The sequence below is a fragment of the Actinokineospora iranica genome, from assembly GCF_900101685.1.
Classification (GTDB): domain Bacteria; phylum Actinomycetota; class Actinomycetes; order Mycobacteriales; family Pseudonocardiaceae; genus Actinokineospora; species Actinokineospora iranica.
The window spans coordinates 436,293-458,171 of sequence record NZ_FMZZ01000001.1 but is presented as its reverse complement, the minus strand read 5'-3'; the positions used below and the strand labels follow the sequence as shown (position 1 = coordinate 458,171).

The following is a 21,879-nucleotide window of genomic DNA, read 5'->3' as shown; positions in this document are numbered from 1 at the left end:
GGTGCAAGTCCGGACAGGCCGGACGAAGCTCTCAGGCGCCTGTTCGCGGGCACGGACAGAGGGGGAGGGCCACGCGGGCGCCGTCGCCCGCCGTCAGGCCCGACCCCGAACGCCGGAGGACCCGCACCGATGACGACTGACCGGATTCCGCTCGCCGCGCTGGAACACGGCACCCCGTTCGCCGACCGGCACGTCGGCCCCCGGCCCGCCGAGCTGGCCCGGATCCTCGACGTCGTCGGCGTCGGGTCGCTGGAGGAACTGGCCCAGCACGCGGTGCCGGACTCCATCCGCGAGAGCGACCTGACCATCGACCTGCCCGATCCGGCCACCGAGGTCGGCGCGCTGGCCGAGCTGCGCGACCTCGCCGGGCGCAACCGGGTCCTGACCCAGATGATCGGCCTGGGCTACTACGGCACCGTGACCCCGCCGGTGATCCGGCGCAACGTGCTGGAGAGCCCCGCCTGGTACACCGCCTACACCCCGTACCAGCCGGAGATCAGCCAGGGCAGGCTGGAGGCGCTGCTCAACTTCCAGACCATGGTCGCCGACCTGACCGGGCTGCCGACGGCCAACGCGTCCATGCTGGACGAGGCGACCGCGGCGGCCGAGGCGATGACCCTGCTGCGCCGCGCGGGCCGGTCGAAGTCGAACCGGTTCGTGGTGGACGCCGACACGTTCCCGCAGACGATCGCGGTCGTCGAGACCCGCGCCGAGCCGCTGGGCATCGAGGTCGTGGTGGCCGACCTGGCCGAGGGGCTGCCGGTGGGCGACTTCTTCGGCGTCCTGCTGTCCTACCCGGGCGCGAGCGGCGCCGTGCGCGACCACGCCGCGCTCGTCACCGAGGCGCACGGGCGCGGCGCCAAGGTCGCCGTGGCCGCGGACCTGCTGGCGCTGACCCTGCTGCGCCCGCCCGGCGAGATCGGCGCGGACGTCGTGGTGGGCACCACCCAGCGCTTCGGCGTGCCGATGGGCTTCGGCGGTCCGCACGCGGGCTACATGGCCGTGACCAAGGGCCTGGAGCGCCAGCTTCCCGGCCGCCTCGTCGGGGTCAGCACCGACGCCGACGGCAAGCTCGCCTACCGGCTCGCGTTGCAGACCCGCGAGCAGCACATCCGCCGCGAGAAGGCCACCTCGAACATCTGCACCGCGCAGGTGCTGCTCGCGGTCGTCGCCTCGATGTACGCGGTCTACCACGGCCCCGAGGGGCTGCGCGCCATCGCGACCCGCGCCCACCGGATGGCCGCCGTCCTGGCGGCCGGGCTGCGCGCGGGCGGCGTCGATGTCGTGCACGGGGAGTTCTTCGACACCGTGCGCGTCAGCGTGCCGGGCCGCGCGGCCGCGATCGCCACGGCCGCCCGCGAGCAGGGCGTCAACGTGCACCTGGTCGACGCCGACCACATCGGCGTCGCCACCGACGAGACCACGACCCGCGACCACCTGCGCGCGGTGTGGACGGCGTTCGGCGTCTCCGACGGCCTCGATCCGGCCGACGCGGTCGACGCGCTCGACGCCGAGACCGCCGACGCCCTCCCCGGCGCGCTGCTGCGCAGGTCGGACTACCTGACGCACCCGGTGTTCGCGACGCACCGCTCCGAGACCGCGCTGCTGCGCTACCTGCGGTCCCTCTCGGACAAGGACGTCGCGCTCGACCGCAGCATGATCCCGCTGGGCTCGTGCACGATGAAGCTCAACGCGACCGCGGAGATGGAGCCCATCACCTGGCCCGCCTTCGCCGACCTGCACCCGTTCGCGCCAGCCGAGGACGCCGAGGGCCTGCTGCGGATCGTCGCCGACCTGGAGACCTGGCTGGCCCGGCTCACCGGCTACGACGCGGTCAGCCTCCAGCCCAACGCGGGCAGCCAGGGCGAGTTCGCGGGCCTGCTCGCGATCCGCGCCTACCACCGCGCCCAGGGCCACGGCGAGCGCGACGTGTGCCTGATCCCGTCGAGCGCGCACGGCACCAACGCCGCGAGCGCGGTCATGGCCGGGATGCGCGTCGCGGTCGTCAAGTGCGACGACTCCGGCAACATCGACATGGACCACCTGCGCGCCACCGTCGCGGAGCACAGCGCCGACCTGGCCGCGATCATGATCACCTACCCGTCCACGCACGGGGTGTACGAGGACACCGTGCGCGAGGTGTGCGCGCTGGTGCACGACGCGGGCGGCCAGGTCTATGTGGACGGCGCGAACCTCAACGCGCTCATCGGGCTCGCCCGCTACGGCCGGTTCGGCGCGGACGTCTCGCACCTGAACCTGCACAAGACCTTCTGCATCCCGCACGGCGGCGGCGGCCCCGGCGTCGGTTCGATCGGCGTGCGCGCGCACCTGGCGCCGTTCCTGCCCAACCATCCGATGCAGCCTGCCGCCGGTCCGGCCACCGGGGTCGGCCCGATCAGCGCCGCGCCCTGGGGCAGCGCGTCGATCCTGCCTATCTCCTGGGCGTATGTGCGGATGATGGGCGCCGACGGCCTGCGCCGCGCGACCCTGACCGCGGTCGCGGCGGCCAACTACGTCGCCCGGCGGCTCGACGAGCACTTCCCGGTCCTCTACACCGGCGCGGGCGGGTTCGTCGCCCACGAGTGCATCCTCGACCTGCGGCCCATCACCAAGGCCACCGGCATCACCGTGGACGACGTGGCCAAGCGGCTGGCCGACTACGGCCTGCACGCGCCCACGATGTCGTTCCCGGTCGCGGGCACGCTGATGGTCGAGCCGACCGAGAGCGAGGACCTGGCCGAGCTCGACCGCTTCTGCGACGCCATGATCGCGATCAAGGGCGAGATCGGGCGGGTCGCGGCGGGGGAGTGGCCGCTGGCGGACAACCCGCTGGCCAACGCCCCGCACACGGCCGCGTCGATCGCGGGGGAGTGGGACCACCCGTACACCCGCGCGGAGGCCGTGTTCCCGGCCGGGCAGGACGCGCGCAAGATCTGGCCCCCGGTGCGCCGCATCGACGGCGCCAAGGGCGACCGCAACCTGGTCTGCTCCTGCCCTCCGATCGACGCGTACAGCGGCTGACCTGGGCGTGCGGTCCCGCCAACGGGGACGGTGAGGGGCCGCGCGCCGTATCGGGAAGAAACCTGGGTACTCCGAGGTTGCCGCACATGACGAATCGATCCAGTGACCGGAGGAATCCGCTTCATGCCGAACGTCCCCAACGTCGCCCTCAACGACGGCACGACCATTCCGCAGATCGGGTTCGGGGTCTGGCAGGTGCCCGACGACGAGGTGACCGCCGCGGTGGCCACCGCGATCGAGGCCGGGTACCGCAGCATCGACACGGCCGCGATCTACGGCAACGAGGCGGGCACCGGCGCGGCCGTCGCCGCGTCCGGCCTGCCGAGGGAAGACCTGTACATCACCACCAAGCTGTGGAACTCCGAGCAGGGCTACGACTCGACCCTGCGCGCGTTCGACGAGAGCCTGGCCAAGCTCAAGCTCGACTACGTGGACCTGTACCTGATCCACTGGGCCGCCCCCGGCCGGGACGCCTACCTGGACACCTGGCGCGCGTTCGAGAAGATCCGCGCCGAGGGCCGCGCCCGCTCCATCGGCGTGTCCAACTTCCACGTGCCGCACCTGGAGCGGCTGCTGGCCGAGACCGGCACCGTGCCGGTGGTCAACCAGATCGAGCTGCACCCCAACCTGCCGCAGGCCGAGCTGCGTGCCTTCCACGCCGCCAACGGCATCGCGACCGAGGCGTGGAGCCCGCTGGCCCAGGGCAACCTGATCGCCGACCCGACGGTCACCGCCCTCGCCGACAAGTACGGCAAGTCGACCGCGCAGGTGCTGCTCCGCTGGCACATCCAGCTCGGCAACGTGGTCATCCCGAAGTCGGTCACCCCGGAGCGCATCCGGGCCAACATCGACATCTTCGACTTCGAGCTGGCTCCAGACGACATGGACGTCCTGGCCGGGCTGGAGAACGGCAAGCGCGTCGGCCCCAACCCGGACACGTTCAACGGCTGAGGCCCGACCGTCTCGGCGAGATCCCGGAACGCACACCGGGATCTCGCCGCGGTCGCGCTTCCCGCGTCAGCTCCGCCGGTAGCCGCGGTGGGCGGCGCAGGGGCCGCCGCCGGTCGCGATCGCGCACGGCTCGCCGTTCTTCTTCGGCGCGCCGCACTGGACCTCATGGTCGTGGACATGGCAGAGGCCCGACGGGCGCGCCGAGACGGCACACCGCCTTCCCTGCCGGGTGGTCGCACGGCACTGTCCACTGTCACCTGCCATGCCGCTGTCACTCGGCTGAGTGAACGACCGGGGCGGTCGAACCGCCTGCCGCTCCGGTGGCGGCTCGATGCCCGCCGTCCGCAGCGCGGCGTGCATCCCCGCTAGGGCGAGCCGGTCGGCGCGCTCGTTCTCGGGGTGGCCGCTGTGGCCCTTCACCCAGTGCCACTCGACCTCGTGCCGGGCCGCGGCCGCGGCCAGGCGCTGCCACAGGTCCACGTTGGCGACCGGCTTCTTCTCGCTGGTGAGCCAGCCGTTCGCCTTCCACTTCGTCACCCAGCCGGTGATGCCGCCGCGGACGTAGGTGCTGTCGGTGTAGACGTCCACCCGCGCCGGGCGGGTGAGCGTCTCCAGCGCCTGGATCGGGGCCATCAGCTCCATCCGGTTGTTGGTGGTCCGCTCCACCTCGCCGCCGCTGAGTTCCCGCTCGTGGCCGCCGTAGCGCAGCACAGCGCCCCAGCCGCCGGGACCGGGGTTGGGCACGCACGCGCCGTCGGTGTAGATCTCCACGACGCCCGGGTTCTCCCCAGCCACAAGCCGTCTCCCTACTCGCCGGTGATGTCCTCGGCCAGCCGCTTGGCCTCCTGCTCGGTGAAGTCGCCCGCGATCTGCACCGTCCCGCCGGTGATCGGCGACATGATCGTCGGCGCCGAGATGAGCTTGTCACCCACGACGATCGCGAGCCGCTCGTCCACGTGCGCGGAGGTCCAGTCGGCGAAGACCCGCGCGCTGTCGGATGGCAGCCGGATGGTCACGACCCACCCGCCGCCGTTCTCCCGCATGTCCTCGGCGACCACGTTCTCCAAGCGGGTGAAGTCGCCGATGGACGGGGCGAGCGTGTAGACCGCGCCGTCCGGGCCGACCAGCACGTCCGGCTTCGGCGCCGTGGAGACGCCCGGCTCGGGCTCGGCCACCGACAGGACCGGGCGTAACTCGACCGCGACCCGGGCCTGGACGGGCCCGCTGCCCAACCCGGGCGCATCGCCGGGCGCGCTGTCGCCACTGGTCTGCCCGGAGCATCCGGCCAGCACGACCAGGAACACCGTGACCAGGGCGCGGGCAAGGGGGTTTCGCTGCATGACGCGATCCTAGGAGGCAGGCGTCCCCGCCAGCAGCGACTCGCACACCCCGATCAGCGCCGCCCGCAGCGGCTCCGCCCGCCGCGCGAACTCCGACTGGGCGCGCACGTACTCCGCCCGCCCCCGCTCGGTCTCGATCGGCACCGGCGCGTACCCCAGGGCGCTGAGGTCGTACGGGCTGGCGCGCATGTCCAGCGCCCGCACGTCCACCGCCAGCGCGAAGCAGTCGGCGACCAGCTCGGACGGCGTGTACGGGTCGAGCTTGTAGGCGTGCTTGAACAGGTCCATGGTCGCGTGCAGACACCCCGGCTGCTCCAGCGCGATCTGCCCCTCCCGGGTGGGCCGCAGCGTGTTCAGCGGCCGCGCGGGCTCGGTGAAGAACCGGAACGCGTCGAAGTGGCTGCACTTGATGGTCTGCGACTCCACCACCGCGTCCGTGCCCGCCTGCCCAAGCCGCAGCGGCCAGTCAGCGTGCCGGATCTCGTCCTCGCTCAGCCGGTAGACCATCGCCCACTCGTGCAGCCCGAAACACCCCAGCCGAGGCGCCCGCGCCGCGGTGGCCGCCAGCAGGTCGCGCACGAACGCCGCCGTGCGCCGCCGCGCCTCGGGCATCCCCGCGACGTCGACGGTCACCCCGTCCTCAGTCTCGGTGTAGGCCTTCCACTTCAGGTACTCGCGCGCGGACGGCCCCGCCAGCGCCACCCCCGCCCCCGGGTGCCACCGCTCCAGGTGCGCGGGCCGGTGGCTGTAGTAGGTGAACAGGAAGTCGAGAACCGGATGCTTCTCCCCCCGCGACCGCCGAGCCTGGTGCGGTCCGGTCCACACCCGCACCCGCCTGCCATGCGCGTCCCGCCGCACATGCCACTCGGCCTCGCCCAGAACCTCAAGCCCCATCGCCGATGTGCGTCCCGTCGCGCACCGTGCCCACGTACTCCTCCACCAGGTCTTCCAGCGCCACCACTCCCAGCACCGTACGGTCAGCCGACACGGCCTTGGCGAGGTGGCTCTGCGCCCGCCGCAACGCGGCCAGCGCCTCATCGAGCCGGGAGTCGGCGGGCAACTCCGGCAGCCCCCGCACCCGCGACCACGGCACCCGGGCCCGGGGGTCCCCGTCAACCTGGTCAAGCACATCCTTGACGTGCACATACCCGTTGAGCGACCCATCAGGCATCCGCACCGGGAACCGCGAGAACCCGGTCTCACCCACCGCGGCCTCGACATCCCCCACGGTAGGCGGATGCGGCACGGTCTTGAGCTTCTTCAACGGCACCACCACCTCGGCAACCGTCCGCTCAGCGGACGAGAGCGTATTGGCCAGCCGCCGGTGCTCGGAGTCGTCGAGCAACCCCTCCCGCCGCGACTCGGCGATCAACGTCGCCAATTCATCCGGCGTGTACGCGCTTTCCAGCTCGTCCTTGGGTGTGACGTGAAACAGCCGCAGCACAGCGGTGGATACGGTGGTGAACAACCCCAACAACGGCCGCACCAACCGGCAAAACGCGAAATGAACCGGAACCAACGCCATCGCCGCTCCCTCGGGCCCCGCGATAGCCAGGTTCTTCGGCACCATCTCCCCAACCACCGTATGCAGCGTCACCACAACCCCGAGCGCGATCGCGAACGCCACCCCATGCACCACAGCGCCCGGCAGACCAAGCCCGCCAAGCGGCTGCTCCAGCAAACTCGCGATCACCGGCTCGGCAAGCGCCCCCAACCCCAGCGAGCACACGGTGATCCCCAGTTGCGCCCCCGCGATCAACAACGGCAGTTGCCGCCCCGCCTCAATCGCGACAACAGCCCGCCCCTTCCCCTCCCGAGCCAACGCCTCCAACCGATCCCGCCGAGCCGTGATAACAGCGAACTCCGCCCCAACAAAGAACGCGTTCCCCAACAACAACAGCACAGTGGCGACCAGAGCAAGGAAATCACTCACCGAGACACCCCCGCCCCGGACACACCAGGTGCCCACTGAGCCCCCACCCATGATCGCAAGTTATCCACAGCCCCGGCGCGCTCTCTTCCCCGCGCTGACCTGCGACGATAGGATGGATCAGGGACGGTCCCCCAGGGAGGGTGGGCTTTGCGGTGGGGGCTGCGGGGCGGCGAGAGGACCGAAACAGGACCTGTCCGCCAGGCCGCGCCACCCCATCGAGCCAACCCCCGAGAGCCAGCCCCCGCAGAAGCCCCCATCGAGCAAACCCCCACCCAAGTCCCCGAAAACCGAGTCCCACAGCTCACCGGACAGCCTCCTGCCAAGCAGGAACCCGAGCAACCCGCAACTCGGCAACCCGATGCCGGTCCATCCGCATGACAGTGACCCGCCACCCATCAACCCGGATCTCGTCATTCACCTCAGGAATCCGCCCCAACTGAGTCAGCACCAGCCCGGCCACCGTCTCGTACTCCCCGTCAGGCATCCGAAAACCGGTGGCCTCGGCAAGCTCATCCCCCCGCAGCAGCCCGGACACCATCCAACTGTCCCGCCCCAACGGCCGCACCGGATTGACCTCACGATCGTGTTCGTCGCGGACGTCCCCCACGATCTCCTCGATCAAGTCCTCCAGCGTGACCAGCCCAGCGGTGCCGCCGTACTCGTCCACCACCACCGCCACCTGTAGCCCTGACCCACGCAGCCGCTCCAGCAGCACGTCCCCGTCCAGCGTCTCCGGCACCGTCGGCACCGGCCGCACCAGCGACGAGACCCGAGTCGTGGCCCGCATCCCGGCGGGTACGTTGAACACCTGTTTCACGTGCACCACCCCGCGCACCTCGTCAAGATCGCCCCCGTGCACGGGGAACCGCGAGTGCCCGCTGGCCCGAGCCAGGGCCACCAGGTCCGCCACGGTCGCGTCCGCGCGCAGCGCCTGCACCTGCACCCTCGGGGTCATCAGGTCCTCGGCCGTGCGGTCGCCGAAGCGCAGTGACCGGCTGAGCAGGTTCGCGGTGCCCTTGTCGAGGGTGCCCAGCGCCTCGCTTGAGCGCACCAGGCTGCCTAGCTCCTGCGGCGAGCGGGCCGAGCGCAGTTCTTCCTGCGGTTCGACGCCCAGCCTGCGCACGGTCCAGTTCGCCGAGCCGTTGAGGGCGTGGATCAGCCAGCGGAACACCCGGGAGAACACCGCCTGGGGCCCGGCCACGGCGCGCGCGGTCGGCAGCGGCCGGGCGATCGCCAGGTTCTTCGGCACCAGTTCGCCGAAGACCATCGACAGCGAGGTGGCCACCAGCAGCGCGATCACCAGCGCGACCACGCCCGCCGCGCCCGAGGGCAGCCCGGTCCAGCCCAGCACGGGCTCGATCAGGTTGGCCAGGGCGGGCTCGGCGATGTAGCCGGTGATCAGGGTGGTGATGGTGATGCCGAGCTGGGCGCCGGAAAGCTGGAACGACAGCGTCCGGTGCGCCCGCTGGATCGCCAGCGCCCGCCGGTCGCCCACCTGCTCGGCGTGGTGGTCGACCTGGCTGCGTTCCAAAGTGGTCAGGGAGAACTCGGCGGCGACGAACAGCGCCGTGCCGAGGGTCAGCGCGATCACGGCCAGCAGGCCGAGAAGGCTGAGCAGGGGACCGGTCACCGAGCACCCCGCTCGGTTTCCGGGCCGATATGGTCGCCGGGACTCTCTCCCGGCCCGCTACTGCGCCCCGGGGACTGCGCCTTGCGCACGGACGGTGTGCTCCTCGAACTCCGGTGGACGTCCTCGAACCGGCCCAGTCTAGAGGGAGCCGAGCTCACCTGGGACCGGATGCGGGGCGTGCCACGCCGCACACCGACCCGGGTGAGCCGTCTGATGTGGGCGGGGGCAAGGAAAGCGCAATCGGACAATGCGGACTAACCGTCGCGGGTGTCCGGTTCGTCCCAGCGGGTCAGGCGGGCGGGGCCCAGTCCGGGTCGCGGCCGAGCAGGGCCACCAGCCGGGTCTGCGGGTCGGCGTCGGCAGGCACCTCCACCTCGTCGGCGAACAACGTGCCGCGCCACAGCGGGATCTGGTCGGTGAACTCGTCGAGCAGGGCGGTGGCCAGGGCGTCGCCGAGGTCGGGGGCCGCGCCTGCCGCCTTGGCCAGGTCCCAGCCGTGGGCGCTGAGGTCGAGGGTCAACTGCCAGCGGTACTCGCTCGCCGGGACGGTGGCGTAGCTCAGGTGCACCGGGCGCTCGTCGGGCACGTCCCGCCAGGCGCGCTGCGCCGCGGCCGACGCCGAGACCCACGCCGCGGCCGGGTCGGGTCCCAGGACGTCGCCGTCGTAGCGGTCGCCGACCTGCTCGACGGTCTCGCCCGCGACGGTGTGCGGCACCCAGAGCTGCTCGGACACCAAGTGGTTGACCAGGTCCCGCGTTGTCCACTTCGGACACGGTGTCGGCGCGTCCCACGCCTGCCCGACCTGGTGCACGGCCCGGTCGAAGACGTCGTGGGCGCGCGTGTAGGCCTCTCGCGGTTCCATGGCCCCAGTCCAGCAAAACCGCGGGCGCGCGGCCACTGGAACACCGGGGTTTCCGGCCGGTGGCGCGAACCCGCTAGTGCGTGCGGCGGTGGCGGCGGACGGTCTCCTCGACCAGGTCCAGCACCGGGTCCATGTCGTCGGCGGGCAGGCCCATGGCCAGGTGCGAGACGAGCCCTTCGAGCACCAGTTCCAGGAATCCGGTCAGGACGTCCACGTCCACGTCGTCGCGCAGGTTCCCGGCCTCGCGCTGGCGCAGCAGCCGCTCGCGGGTGGCGATGGTGAGCTGCTCGGAGCGCTCGGCCCAGCGGGCGCGGAACTCCGGGTCGGTGCGCAGCCTGCGCGAGACCTCCAGCCGCGTGCCCAGCCAGTCGGCCGGGTTCAGCGTCTCCCCGCCGCTGCCCGCCGGGGTCGACAGCAGGTCGCGCATCACCTGGACGAGACCCTGCTCGGCGACCACCTCGGTCATCCGCAGCACGTCGTCCTCGGCCAGGGCGAGAAACAGCGACTCCTTGTCGCGGAAGTGGTGGAAGATCGCCCCCCGGGACAATCCGGTAGCCTCTTCCAACCGGCGCACGGTCGCGCCCTCGTAGCCGTGACGTGCGAAACAAGACCGCGCGCCGTCGAGGATCTGGCGTCTGCGCGCGTCAAGATGGTCCTGGCTTACCCGTGGCACCCGACGATAGTCGCAGCAGGCATCGCGGGAAGCAATCCGTACGTACGTATTGGTTATCACTCCCCCCGGTGGCGGGCGGCCGCCGATTCACTCTGGTGCGGCTGTCGGTACCCGCGTGTAGCGTCGATTCGAGGCCATGAACCGGCATGGGAAGGGGTACTCCGCGGTGACTGCCCTGTTCGAGTCGGAAACGATGGAACCGGACCGCAGACGTTTGCGGGCCAGGGTGGAGGCCGAGGCCTATGTCGCCTCGGTGTGCTTCAAGCACGGCCCGCCGGAACTGCTCGGCGTCGAGTTGGAATGGACCGTCCACCACCGTGACGATCCCCGGCGGCCCCTCGACCCCGACCACATCGCCGCCGCGCTCGGTCCCCACACCCCGCGCACACTGCGCCCAGACAGTCCGCACCTGCCCCTCCCGTCCGGCTCCCCACTCACCCTTGAGCCCGGCGGCCAGGTGGAAATCTCCTCTCTCCCAGCGCCCGCGGTCGGCTCCTTGATCGACGCCGTTGCCACCGACCAGCGCTACCTCACCGACCTGCTGGCCCGCTCCGGGCTCGTCCTGGGCACCCAGGGCATCGACCCGCACCGCGCGCCGCGCCGCGTGCTGGACACCCCGCGCTACGCCGCGATGGAGCGCGCGTTCGCCCCCATCGGCCTGGACGGCATCACGATGATGTGCGCCACCGCCGGGCTCCAGGTGTGCGTCGACGTGGGGGAGCGGGGCGACGTCGTGGCCAGGTGGGCCGCGGTCAACTCGCTCGGCCCGGTTCTGGTGGCGCTGTTCGCCAACTCGCCGCGGCCGGGCTGGGCCTCGCAGCGCACCCGGACGGTCCTGGGCATCGACCCGTCCCGCGCCCGCCCGGTCCCGATCACCGACGATCCGGCGCTGACCTGGGCCAGACACGTGCTCGACACCCCATTGCTGTGCGTGCGAAGACCGCACGGCCCGTGGGACGCCCCCGCCGGGGTCACCTTCGCCGACTGGATCGCCGGGGCGCTGCCCCAGCCGCCCACCCTCGACGACCTCGACTACCACATCTCCACGCTGTTCCCGCCCGTCCGCCCGCACGGCTACTTCGAGGTGCGCTACCTCGACGCCCAGGACGGCATGGACTGGATCACCCCGACCGCACTGCTCGCCGGGCTCATGGCCGAGCCGGGCACGGTCGACGCGGTGGTCGAGGTCTGCGCCCCGGTCGCCGACCGGTGGCTCGACGCGGCGCGCCTCGGCCTCGCCGACGCGCCCATCGCGCTCGCCGCCCGGCGGGTGCTCGACCTGGGGGTCCCGGCCGTGGCACGGCTGGGGCTGCCACCGCAATCGCACGCCGCCGTCACCGACCACCTGACGCGGCTCATCGCGAAGACCACGACGAATGGGAGGAAGTCGTGACCAGCACCGAGGACCGGCTCTTGGGGCCGGAGCAAGTGCGTGCGCGGGTCGCCGAGCAGTTGCGCCGCTCCCGGGAGCGCAGCGACGCGCTCACCGACGCGGTGGACGACGACGACCTGGTCCGCCAGCACTCCAAGCTGATGTCGCCGCTGGTGTGGGACCTGGCGCACATCGGCAACCAGGAGGAGTTGTGGCTGGTGCGCGACGTCGGCGGGCGCGAGCCGGTTCGCGGCGACATCGATGAGCTGTACGACGCGTTCCAGCATCCCCGCGCGAACCGGCCCGCGCTGCCGCTGCTGCCGCCCGCCGAGGCCCGCGCCTACGTGCGCGAGGTCCGGGACAAGGTGTTCGACGTGCTCGACCGCAGCCCGCTGGAGGGCCGCAGGCTGGTCGAGCAGGGCTTCGCGTTCGGCATGATCGTCCAGCACGAGCAGCAGCACGACGAGACCATGCTGGCCACCCACCAGCTTCGGGTCGGCGCGCCGGTGCTGCACGCCCCGGACCCGGCGCCAGCCACCCCGCCCGCGCGGCGCGAGGTGCTGGTCCCCGCCGGGGAGTTCACCATGGGCACCTCCACGGAGCCGTGGGCGCTGGACAACGAGCGGCCCGCTTTCCGCACCCACGTCGACGCGTTCTTCATCGACACGGTGCCGGTCAGCAACGGCGACTACCTGGCGTTCATCGACGCGGGCGGCTACGACGACCCGCGCTGGTGGAGCGCGGCCGGGTGGGCGCACCGGCAGCGGGCGAACCTGGCCGCGCCCCGCTTCTGGTCCCGCGACGGCGACGGCTGGTCGCGGACCCGGTTCGGCGTCGTGGAGCCGGTCCCGCTGGACGAGCCGGTGGTGCACGTGTGCTTCCACGAGGCGGCGGCGTACGCGGCCTGGGCGGGCAAGCGCCTGCCCACCGAGCCGGAGTGGGAGAAGGCCGCCCGGTTCGACCCGGCCACCGGGCGCTCTCGCCGCTACCCCTGGGGCGACGACGACCCCGGGGCGGAGCACGCCAACCTGGGCCAGCGGCACCTGCGGCCCGCCCCGGTCGGCGCCTATCCCAAGGGCGAGTCGCCGCTAGGGGTGCGCCAGCTCATCGGCGACGTCTGGGAGTGGGTCGACTCCGGCTTCCAGCCGTATCCGGGGTTCGCGGCGTTCCCGTACCGGGAGTACTCGGAGGTGTTCTTCGGCGGCGACTACAAGATGCTGCGCGGCGGCTCGTTCGGCACCGACGCCTCGGCCGTGCGCGGCACTTTCCGCAACTGGGACCACCCCATCCGGCGGCAGATCTTCGCCGGGTTCCGCTGCGCGCGGGACGCGACGCCAGCCGAGGTGCGCTGAGGTATGTGCCGCCACTTGGGCTACCTCGGCCCAGCCGTGCCCCTGGCCGGGCTGATCCTCGACCGGCCGCACGCGCTGCTGCGCCAGAGTTGGGCCCCCGCCGACATGCGCGGCGGGGGCGCGGTCAACGCCGACGGCTTCGGCGTCGGCTGGTACACCGACGACGTCTCGCCCCCGGCCCGCTACCGCCGGGCGGTTCCACTGTGGACGGACGCGTCGTTCGCCTCGGTCGCGGCGGCGACGTCGAGCCACGCCGTCCTCGCGGCGGTTCGCTCGGCGACGGTGGGGATGCCGGTCACCGAGACCGCGTGCGCGCCGTTCACCGAGGGGCGGTGGCTGTTCAGCCACAACGGCGTGGTGCGCGGGTGGCCGGAGAGCGTGGCGGGCCTGGCCGCCGAACTGCCCACTGTCGACTTGATGACCCTCGACGCGCCGACCGACAGCGCCCTGCTGTGGGCGCTGGTGCGCCACCGGCTCCGCGCGGGCGCCGCTCCGGCGGACGCGCTGGCCGACGTGGTGCGCGCGGTCGCCGCGGTCGCCCCCGACTCCCGGCTCACCATGCTGCTCACCGACGGAACGACGCTCGCGGCGGTCACCTGGTGGCACTCGCTGAGCGTGCTCGAAGGCGCCGACTTCGTCGTCCTGGCCTCGGAACCGTGGGACGACGATCCACAGTGGACTTCCCTCGGAGACCGCCTCCTGGTCACCGCCACCCTGAACCCGGCCCCGGACGTGCGCGTGCGCGCCCTGCCGCCGGACCCCGACACTCCGAAAAGGACACCGATGACCGACCCCGTGGTGGAAGTGCACCTGCCCGAGGACCACGCGGCCCGCTCCCTGGCCGCCGACGCCAGGGCAGGCCTGTCCGCCTCCCCGAAGACACTGCCGCCCAAGTGGTTCTACGACGCCCGAGGCAGCGACCTCTTCGAGCAGATCACCCGCCTACCCGAGTACTACCCGACCCGCGCCGAACGCGAGATCCTGGCCGCCCGCGCCCCGGAAATCGCCACCGTGACCGGCGCGCACACCCTGGTCGAACTGGGCTCCGGCTCGTCGGAGAAGACCCGGCTGCTGCTGGATGCCTTGCGCGACAACGGGAGCCTGTCCCAGATCGTCGCCCTGGACGTGTCGGAGACGGCTCTGCGCGAGGCTGTTGGGGCGTTGGCGTCGGAATACGCTGATGTTCAGGTCACCGGTGTGGTCGGTGACTTCACCCAGCACCTTGGTCTGCTTCCCGGCGAACCGGCGCGGGTGGTCGCGTTCCTGGGTGGCACTATCGGCAATTTCCTTCCCGAGGAACGCGCTCAATTTCTCGCTGCTACCCGGGAGGTGCTGAAACCGGGGGAGTGGTTGCTGCTGGGGACCGATCTCGTGAAGGACGAGACCACTCTGGTTCAGGCGTACGACGACGCCGCTGGTGTCACCGCTGAGTTCAACCGCAATGTTCTGCATGTTCTCAACCGGGAGCTTGGCGCTGACTTCGATCCCGCTGACTTCGAGCACGTCGCGTGCTGGGACGCTGAGAACGAGTGGATTGAGATGCGGCTGCGAGCCAAGAAGGCGCTTACGGCCACCATCGCGGCTCTGGAGCTTGGTGTTGCCTTCGCTGAGGGCGAAGAGATGCGCACTGAGATCTCCGCCAAGTTCCGCCGGGATGGCGTGAGCGGGGAACTTGCCGCCGCAGGCTTCACGCTCGAACACTGGTGGACTGATGAGGCGGGGCGCTTCGCGCTGTCCTTGTCCCGGGCTGATTGATCGGTTGCGTTCGCGGGGCTGTCTTCGGGGTTTCCGAAGGCGGCCCCGTGGGGGTTGGCTGTGTTGGTTGGCTCGATGGGGTGGAGTGGTTTCTTCGGGGCCCCTACGAAGGAAGATCCCGTCGCGGGAAAGACGGGTGGGAAGCCTTCGGCCCCACGACCACGGCGAGTTCAGGGATCTTCCTTCACCCCCGAAGAAGCCACTTTACCCCATCGAGCACTGGGCGGGCGCGCGCTGGGTTGGCAGGGGGTCGGGTGCGTTGTTCCACATGAAGCGGGGGCCGTCCTGTGCCGGACGGCCCCCGCTTCATGTGTGGTGATGGTGGGTTAGCTGTTGACCATCTTTCGCAGGACGTACTGCATGATGCCGCCGTTGCGGTAGTAGTCGGCTTCGCCGGGGGTGTCGATTCGGACGACCGCGTCGAAGTCCACAGTGGAGCCGTCGGTGCGGGTGGCGGTGACCTTGACCGTGCGGGGGGTGGCGCCCTCGTTGAGGGTGGTGACGCCGGTGAGGTCGAAGGTTTCCGTGCCGTCCAGGCCCAGGGACGACGCCGTCTCGCCCTCGGGGAACTGGAGGGGGAGGACGCCCATGCCGATCAGGTTGGAGCGGTGGATGCGCTCGAAGGACTCCGCGATCACCGCGCGGACACCCAGCAGGGAGGTGCCCTTGGCGGCCCAGTCTCGGGATGAGCCGGAGCCGTATTCCTTGCCCGCCAGGACGACCAGGGGGATGCCTGCGGCGGCGTAGTTCTGGGCGGCGTCGTAGATGAACGCCTGTTCGCCGTTCGCGGTGAAGTCGCGGGTGTAGCCGCCCTGCACGTCGTCCAGGAGGAGGTTGCGCAGGCGGATGTTCGCGAAGGTGCCGCGGATCATCACCTCGTGGTTGCCTCGGCGGGAGCCGTAGGAGTTGAAGTCCTTGCGGTCGACGCCGTGCTCGGTCAGGTACTTGCCCGCGGGGGTGTCCGCCTTGATCGCGCCTGCGGGGGAGATGTGGTCGGTGGTGACCGAGTCGCCGAGCAGGGCCAGCACACGGGCGCCGGTGATGTCGGTGACCGGGGTCGTGGACATCTCCATGCCCTCGAAGTACGGGGGCTTGCGGACGTAGGTGGACTCCGGGTCCCACTCGAAGGTCTTGCCGGTCGGGGTGGGCAGCGACTGCCAGCGCTCGTCACCGGCGAACACGTCCGAGTAGCTGCTCGCGAAGCTCTCCGCGGACAGCGCGGCGGTGATCGTGTCCGAGATCTCCTGCGGGGTGGGCCAGATGTCGGACAGGTGCACCGGCTGCCCGTCGGACCCGATGCCCAGTGGCTCGGTGGTGATGTCGATGTCCATCGACCCGGCCAGCGCGTAAGCGACCACCAGCGGCGGGGACGCCAGGTAGTTCATCTTGATGTCCGGGTTGATCCGGCCCTCGAAGTTGCGGTTGCCCGAGAGCACCGACACCACGGCGAGGTCGGATTCCTGCACCGCGGCGGAGATCTCCTCCTGCAGCGGGCCGGAGTTGCCGATGCACGTGGTGCAGCCGTAGCCGACCAGGTTGAAGCCCAGCTTGTCCAGGTACGGGGTCAGGCCCGCGCGGTCGTAGTAGTCCATGACGACCTTCGACCCGGGCGCCAGGGTGGTCTTCACCCACGGCTTGCGCTCAAGGCCGCGCTCGACGGCCTTCTTCGCCAGCAGCGCCGCGCCGATCATGACCGACGGGTTCGAGGTGTTGGTGCACGAGGTGATCGCGGCGATGGCGACCGCGCCGTGGTCGATCTCGAACTCGGCGCCGTCCACGGTGACCTTGGTCGGCTTGCTCGTGCGGCCCTTGGCTCCCCGGGCGGCCGAGTGGTAGTCGTAGGGGGCGCCGTCACCGTTGCCACCCGCGCTGTAGGTGGGGGAGTCGCTGGCGGGGAAGCTCTCCTCGCTCGACTCGTCCACCGCGGACTTCGGCGCATCGGTGGCGTAGCTGCCCAGCGCCGCGCGGAACGCGCTCTTGGCGTCGGTCAGCTCGATGCGGTCCTGCGGGCGCTTCGGGCCCGCGATGGACGGCACGACGCTGGCCAGGTCGAGCTCCAGGGTCTCGGAGAAGACCGGCTCGACGGACGGGTCGTGCCAGAGCCCCTGCTCCTTGGCGTACGCCTCGACCAGGGCCACCTGCGCGGCAGAGCGGCCGGTGAACTTCAGGTAGTCGATGGTCTCCGCGTCGACCGGGAAGATCGCGGCGGTGGAGCCGAACTCGGGGCTCATGTTGCCGATGGTGGCGCGGTTGGCCAGCGGCACCGCCGACACGCCCGAGCCGTAGAACTCCACGAACTTGCCGACCACGCCCTGCTTGCGCAGCATCTCGGTGATGGTCAGCACCAGGTCGGTCGCGGTGGCGCCCGCGGGCAGCTCGCCGTGCAGCTTGAAGCCGACGACGCGCGGGATCAGCATCGACACCGGCTGGCCGAGCATCGCGGCCTCGGCCTCGATGCCGCCGACGCCCCAGCCGAGCACGCCCAGGCCGTTGACCATGGTGGTGTGCGAGTCGGTGCCGACCAGGGTGTCCGGGTAAGCTTGGCCGTTGCGGGTCATGACGACGCGCGCGAGGTGCTCGATGTTGACCTGGTGCACGATGCCGGTGCCCGGCGGGACGACCTTGAACTCGTCGAAGGCGGTCTGGCCCCAGCGCAGGAACTGGTAGCGCTCCCGGTTGCGCTCGTACTCGAAGTCGACGTTGCGCTCGAAGGCGTCCGGGCGGCCGAAGATGTCGGCGATGACCGAGTGGTCGATGACGAGCTCGGCCGGGGCGAGCGGGTTGACCTTCGCCGGGTCGCCGCCCAGCTGGGTCACCGCCTCGCGCATGGTGGCGAGGTCGACGATGCAGGGCACGCCGGTGAAGTCCTGCATCACCACGCGGCCGGGGGTGAACTGGATCTCCGTCGACGGCTCGGCCGCCGGGTCCCAGCTCGCCAGCGCGCGCACGTGGTCGGCGGTGATGTTCGCGCCGTCCTCGGTGCGGAGCAGGTTCTCCAGCAGGATCTTCAGGCTGTACGGCAGGCGCTCGGAACCCTCCACCGCGTCCAGCCGGAACACCTCGTACGAGGCGTCGCCGACGTTCAGCGTGGCACGGGCGCCGAAGCTGTCCTTACTCGGTGTGGTCACGTCCAACTCCAGTGGCGGCGCATGTCGGTTCGGGTAAGTCAGGTTCTCGCTGTGAGTCTCGCGCACGCCGCTGGGGAGCGCGTCAACGGCCTCACAGTCTAACAGTACGCTTGTCCTGTATAGCCCGACAAGACGCCACGCCGCATCGGAAATGTGATCCACCCCGTACCGGATCGCCCGCCCGCGCCCTGAAAACGCGTGTGTCCCGCCCTCCAGGTGCTCGGAGGGCGGGACACACGTGGGGCTGGTGCGCCTTACTTGGCCATCTTGACCAGGGCCTTCACGTCGGCCGCGTCGAGGCTCTTGAGCGCGGTGACCGCGACGTCGGTGACCGACCGGATGGGGCTGACGTACCACTTGCCGTCGACCTGGGTGGTGACCACGCCGGTGTTGGTCATCATGCCCTTGACCAGGTTGGTCAGCGCCTTCTTCGCGTCCGACTTCATCCGCGAGCCGCCGATCTCCTTGGCGAGGTCGTCGGCGCAGAACTGCTGCCGGTCGCCCTGGAACTCGGCGGCGTAGCACTCGCCGTCCTTGGTGACGCGGACCGTCTCGCCCTCTGCCTCGGCCACGACCTCGGTGAGCAGGACCTTGGTGGCGCCCTCGACGTCCTGGGTCTCGGTCTCCAGCTTGGTGATCTTCACGCCGCTGGGCCGCTCATTGCCGAGCATGTCCACCAGCACCGGGCCGACGTCGTGCAGCACGGCCATCTCGTCCGGCGGCAGCACCTCGATGACCTTGGTCAGGTCGGCGTCCAGCGCGGCGTCGGCGAGCTTGCGGACGGCAGCGCCGGGAGAGTCGGCGCCGTTGGCCGGAATCGACTGCTTCGGCCACTCCAGGTCCTCTTCGGCCAGGGCGTAGTCGGCGATCGTGTAGAACAGGCTCGGGTACCACTCGTCGTCGACCTTGACGGTCGCGATCCGGATCGGGTCGCCGCCGTTCTTCTTGACCTGCTCGGCGATGTCCACCGTCTCGGTCTGCCGCTCGCTGGGCAGGCCGCGCGGGAACGCCAGGTCGACGAACTCCTCGGTCAGCGGGAGCTTGCTCGTGTCCGAGCTGACTGTGACCTTGCCGCCGACCAGTTTGGTGATGGTCAGGTGGTCGTTGACCTTCTCCGCGCCCGCCTCGTCGAACTGAAGGTTCTCGGCCTTGAGCTCGAAGCCCTGGATCTTGTTCGGGTCGACGTCGGACTTGTAGACGTTCAGGTTCTGCAACTCCTTGGTGACCTCGGAGTTCAGCACCGTCATCAGGTCGCGCTCCGCCGGGGCCAGCCCGGTGAGCAGGCCAGCGACGTCGCCCTGGCCGATGGCGTTGACCAGGCTGGTGGCCGCCGCCGTCGGGCTCTCCGCGCCCGCCTGGGTGGAGCCGCGGTTGAGCGCCCACACGGTCACGCCCGCGCCCGCCGCGACGGCCAGCACCGCCACGACCGTGCCGATGATCAGGCCCTTGCGCTTCTTCGACGGCGCCTGCTCGGGCGGCATCGGGTAGCCGTATCCCTGGCCGCCGTATTGCTGCTGCTGGCCGTACTGCTGCTGGCCATAGCCCTGCTGGGCATATTCCGGCTGGGCGTATTCCGGCTGGCCCGGCGCCTGCTGTCCCCACTGCTGGGTGGGCTGCGGGCCGGTCTGCGGGTAGCCCTGCTGGGGCTGGCCCGGCTGCGGCTGAGCCGGGAAGGGGCCGCTACCCGGACCACCTTGCTGCTGATACGGGTCGTTCGGCTGCCACTGGCCGCCAGAACCTGGTGGATAGGTCACGGTTCCCCTCCTGCGATCCTGCTTGCGCTCCTGCGCCCGCTTACGACGATGCCCACGGCCCCCAGCACGACCAGCGCCGATCCGATCAACGTGACGATCGGTCCGGCGCCCGCGATGCCGAGCGGGCTGTTTCCGTCACCACGTTCGACGGTCGCACCACCGGAAACGGTTCCGGTGATTATCGCCGAGAGGACCCCGATCGTTGCGGCGATTCGGCAACAACCCAGGGCGTACGCGACGACACTGAGCGTGATCGCCGGGATGATCCCGAGCCAGGCGTAGAGCAGCAGCTCCAGCACGTCGCCCTCCAGGAAGCCGAGGGTCTTGATCACACCGACGACCTGGAAGCTGTCGCGCAGCACCGCCCCCGAGCGGAACCAGGGCAGGAACATCCCGGCGACCGTCAGCGCGACGCCGAGCACGGCCACCGCTGCGGGCGCCGCGACGCGCAGTCGTGAGCTTCGGGCGGGCACCGGACCATGCTCGCAGCCCCTCACGCAGGGCAGCACAGCGCCCTCGTCCGGGATGGCTAAACGTCCTTTATCGACACTTTCGGGTCGGCTCGCATACGCACAGTGTGCCGTTGGGCGAGTCGCGACACTGGTGCCGGTGTTTCCCTTGTTACGACTGGTAATTGGAGTGTCCTAAGTGGCACGCTCGCACCGTGGGAATTCCTGTGTCGACACGGAGGTGGGCGTCGTGACCGCTCGCGGATGGGCCCGGCTCGCGACCACGCTGGCCCTGGTCTGCGCGCTGGCGACCACCGGCGTCCCGGGCGTCGTGGCCGTCCCGCCACCACCGCCCAACCCCAGCGACGCCGAACTGGACGCGGGCCGCGCGGCCGCCAAGACCAAGGCGGGCGAGGTCGGCAGGCTGACCAGCAGGCTCGCCGAGGCCGAGGCCCGGCTGCTGCGGCTGCAGGCCGAGGTCGAGGCCGCGATGGAGGACGCCAACAAGGCGCTGGTGGACTTCGAGACCGCCCGCGCCGCCGCCGACGCGGCCAAGGCCGATGCCGACGCCGCCCACCGCGAAGCCGACGCCGCGGGCCAGACCATCGAGGAAGTCCGCGGGCAGCTCGACGAGTTCGCCGCGGGCAGCTACAAGCAGGGCACCACGGTCGGCTCCGTGTCCGCCTATATCGGGGCCAAGAGCCCGGAAGACCTGCTCGCCCGCGCGCAGCTGCTCAACGCCGTCAGCGGCAGCGAACTCGACGCCCTCGCGGCCATGGAGCGCGCCCGCACCGAGAAGGCCAACAAGGACTCCCGCGCCCGCGCCGCCCTCACCGAGGCCACCGAGCGCCAAGCCGAGGCCGAAGCGGCCAAGCGCGCCGCCGACGCGGCCACCGCAGCCGCGCACCGGGCCCGCCAAGGCCAGGTCGAGCAGACCCACGCCCTGGAGAGCACCCGCGCGGACTACGAGCGCCAGCTTGCCGCCGCCCAAGCCGCTGTCGGCGGCCTGGAGAACCAGCGGGAGCGCTACCAGCAGTGGCTCGCCGCCAAGCAGCGCGAGGACGAGCAGAACGCGCTGCTCGCCGCCCAGAACAGCGCCGCCAACTCCGCTCCGGCCGGGGCCGCTTCTGCCCCGCCGGGCGCCCGCCCCCCGAACTCGCGCCCCGGCAACCGCGCCCAGGTCGTGATCAACCGGGCGCTGTCCCAACTGGGCGTCCCCTACGCCTGGGGCGGCGGCAACGCCAACGGTCCCACCCGAGGCATCCGCGACGGCGGCATAGCCGACACCTTCGGCGACTTCGCCAAGGTCGGCTTCGACTGCTCCGGCCTGATGATCTACGCCTTCGCGGGCGTCGGCGTCCGCCTCCCGCACTACAGCGGCTACCAGTCCGCCGCGGGCCGCCGCGTTCCCCTGAACCAGATGGCCCCCGGCGACATGCTGTTCTGGTCCACCGGCGGCCGCATCCACCACGTCGCCCTCTACATCGGCAACGGCCAGATGGTCGAGGCCCCCTACTCCGGCTCCCGCGTCCGCATCGCCCCCGTCCGCTACGGCGGCATCGTCCCCCAGGTGACCCGAGTGCTCTGAGACCTGCCACCGCTCTTGGCCCGGATCTCATCGCGGTCGGCCTGTTTGGCCGTCTGCCGGACATCGACCAC

General features: G+C 71.1%; 15 protein-coding genes and 2 pseudogenes. 7 read left to right on the top strand and 10 right to left on the bottom strand.

Translation table 11 applies throughout. From position 1 onward, the window contains the following. Positions 1-129: 129 nt before the first annotated feature. Together gcvP and BLS56_RS02090 are read left to right on the top strand one after the other, a co-directional pair. Positions 130-3,021 (top strand): aminomethyl-transferring glycine dehydrogenase, encoded by a 2,892-nt coding sequence (gcvP, locus tag BLS56_RS02095; protein ID WP_091447587.1) that lies wholly within the window; start codon positions 130-132, stop codon positions 3,019-3,021. Positions 3,022-3,144: 123 nt separating this feature from the next. Then, entirely contained in the window at positions 3,145-3,972 is an 828-nt protein-coding gene (locus BLS56_RS02090; protein WP_091447585.1) for an aldo/keto reductase, read from the top strand. Positions 3,973-4,311: 339 nt separating this feature from the next. Here BLS56_RS02090 and rnhA read toward each other — a convergent pair. The 7 genes and pseudogenes from rnhA to BLS56_RS02055 all read right to left on the bottom strand — a co-directional run. Next, positions 4,312-4,743 (bottom strand): annotated as a pseudogene (gene rnhA, locus BLS56_RS32000) (ribonuclease HI); the annotation flags it as partial. A 35-nt stretch (positions 4,744-4,778) separates the two neighbouring features. Continuing rightward, entirely contained in the window at positions 4,779-5,312 is a 534-nt protein-coding gene (locus BLS56_RS02080; RefSeq protein ID WP_091447581.1) for a SecDF P1 head subdomain-containing protein, read from the bottom strand. 9 nt (positions 5,313-5,321) lie between these two features. Next, a complete protein-coding gene (locus tag BLS56_RS02075; protein ID WP_091447578.1) occupies positions 5,322-6,206 on the bottom strand; it encodes a 3-methyladenine DNA glycosylase in 885 nt (294 codons plus the stop codon). Further along, positions 6,196-7,245 (bottom strand): hemolysin family protein, encoded by a 1,050-nt coding sequence (locus BLS56_RS02070; RefSeq protein WP_091447577.1) that lies wholly within the window; start codon positions 7,243-7,245, stop codon positions 6,196-6,198. The genes BLS56_RS02075 and BLS56_RS02070 overlap by 11 nt, the downstream gene beginning before the upstream one ends. Positions 7,246-7,546: 301 nt before the next feature. Continuing rightward, entirely contained in the window at positions 7,547-8,875 is a 1,329-nt protein-coding gene (locus BLS56_RS02065; RefSeq protein WP_091447575.1) for a hemolysin family protein, read from the bottom strand. A gap of 289 nt (positions 8,876-9,164) precedes the next feature. Then, the gene (locus BLS56_RS02060) at positions 9,165-9,737 is read right to left on the bottom strand and encodes a TIGR03086 family metal-binding protein (protein ID WP_091447573.1); all 573 of its coding nucleotides are present in this window, start codon (positions 9,735-9,737) and stop codon (positions 9,165-9,167) included. A gap of 73 nt (positions 9,738-9,810) precedes the next feature. Next, on the bottom strand, positions 9,811-10,410 hold the full coding sequence (locus BLS56_RS02055) for a TetR/AcrR family transcriptional regulator (protein WP_091447571.1): 600 nt from the start codon (positions 10,408-10,410) through the stop codon (positions 9,811-9,813). 193 nt (positions 10,411-10,603) lie between these two features. On the opposite strand from BLS56_RS02055, the gene egtA reads away from it, so the two are divergent. From egtA to egtD, 4 genes and pseudogenes are all read left to right on the top strand, one after another. Continuing rightward, the gene (egtA, locus tag BLS56_RS02050; protein ID WP_091448716.1) at positions 10,604-11,803 is read left to right on the top strand and encodes an ergothioneine biosynthesis glutamate--cysteine ligase EgtA; all 1,200 of its coding nucleotides are present in this window, start codon (positions 10,604-10,606) and stop codon (positions 11,801-11,803) included. Continuing rightward, the gene (gene egtB / locus BLS56_RS02045; protein WP_091447568.1) at positions 11,800-13,134 is read left to right on the top strand and encodes an ergothioneine biosynthesis protein EgtB; all 1,335 of its coding nucleotides are present in this window, start codon (positions 11,800-11,802) and stop codon (positions 13,132-13,134) included. The genes egtA and egtB overlap by 4 nt, the downstream gene beginning before the upstream one ends. A 3-nt stretch (positions 13,135-13,137) precedes the next feature. Continuing rightward, positions 13,138-13,842, top strand: a pseudogene (gene egtC, locus BLS56_RS31995) (ergothioneine biosynthesis protein EgtC); the annotation flags it as partial. 75 nt (positions 13,843-13,917) lie between these two features. After that, positions 13,918-14,889: an L-histidine N(alpha)-methyltransferase gene (gene egtD / locus BLS56_RS31990; protein WP_228771374.1), complete on the top strand. Its 972-nt coding sequence runs from the start codon at positions 13,918-13,920 to the stop codon at positions 14,887-14,889. A 326-nt stretch (positions 14,890-15,215) separates the two neighbouring features. Here the strand turns inward: egtD and BLS56_RS02035 are convergent, their stop codons facing one another. The 3 genes from BLS56_RS02035 to BLS56_RS02025 all read right to left on the bottom strand — a co-directional run bounded on the left by BLS56_RS02035 (position 15,216) and on the right by BLS56_RS02025 (position 20,244). Then, positions 15,216-18,017: an aconitate hydratase gene (locus BLS56_RS02035; RefSeq protein WP_091447563.1), complete on the bottom strand. Its 2,802-nt coding sequence runs from the start codon at positions 18,015-18,017 to the stop codon at positions 15,216-15,218. A 254-nt stretch (positions 18,018-18,271) separates the two neighbouring features. After that, a complete protein-coding gene (locus BLS56_RS02030; protein WP_175482616.1) occupies positions 18,272-19,771 on the bottom strand; it encodes a flagellar basal body protein FliL in 1,500 nt (499 codons plus the stop codon). Next, positions 19,768-20,244, bottom strand: coding sequence for a hypothetical protein (locus BLS56_RS02025; protein ID WP_139190460.1), 477 nt, complete (start codon positions 20,242-20,244; stop codon positions 19,768-19,770). Before BLS56_RS02025 ends, BLS56_RS02030 begins: the two co-directional genes overlap by 4 nt. A 226-nt stretch (positions 20,245-20,470) precedes the next feature. On the opposite strand from BLS56_RS02025, the gene BLS56_RS02020 reads away from it, so the two are divergent. Next, a complete protein-coding gene (locus BLS56_RS02020) occupies positions 20,471-21,808 on the top strand; it encodes an NlpC/P60 family protein (RefSeq protein WP_091448714.1) in 1,338 nt (445 codons plus the stop codon). Positions 21,809-21,879 lie beyond the last annotated feature (71 nt).

Bases quoted from the DNA above. Each gene is read 5' to 3' on its own strand.
- egtD (WP_228771374.1), top strand. From the start codon at position 13,918: ATGACCGACCCCGTGGTGGAAGTGCACCTGCCCGAGGACCACGCGGCC.
- egtA (WP_091448716.1), top strand. From the start codon at position 10,604: ATGGAACCGGACCGCAGACGTTTGCGGGCCAGGGTGGAGGCCGAGGCC.
- gcvP (WP_091447587.1), top strand. From the start codon at position 130: ATGACGACTGACCGGATTCCGCTCGCCGCGCTGGAACACGGCACCCCG.
- BLS56_RS02060 (WP_091447573.1), bottom strand. From the start codon at position 9,737: ATGGAACCGCGAGAGGCCTACACGCGCGCCCACGACGTCTTCGACCGG.
- BLS56_RS02075 (WP_091447578.1), bottom strand. From the start codon at position 6,206: ATGGGGCTTGAGGTTCTGGGCGAGGCCGAGTGGCATGTGCGGCGGGAC.
- BLS56_RS02080 (WP_091447581.1), bottom strand. From the start codon at position 5,312: ATGCAGCGAAACCCCCTTGCCCGCGCCCTGGTCACGGTGTTCCTGGTC.
- BLS56_RS02090 (WP_091447585.1), top strand. From the start codon at position 3,145: ATGCCGAACGTCCCCAACGTCGCCCTCAACGACGGCACGACCATTCCG.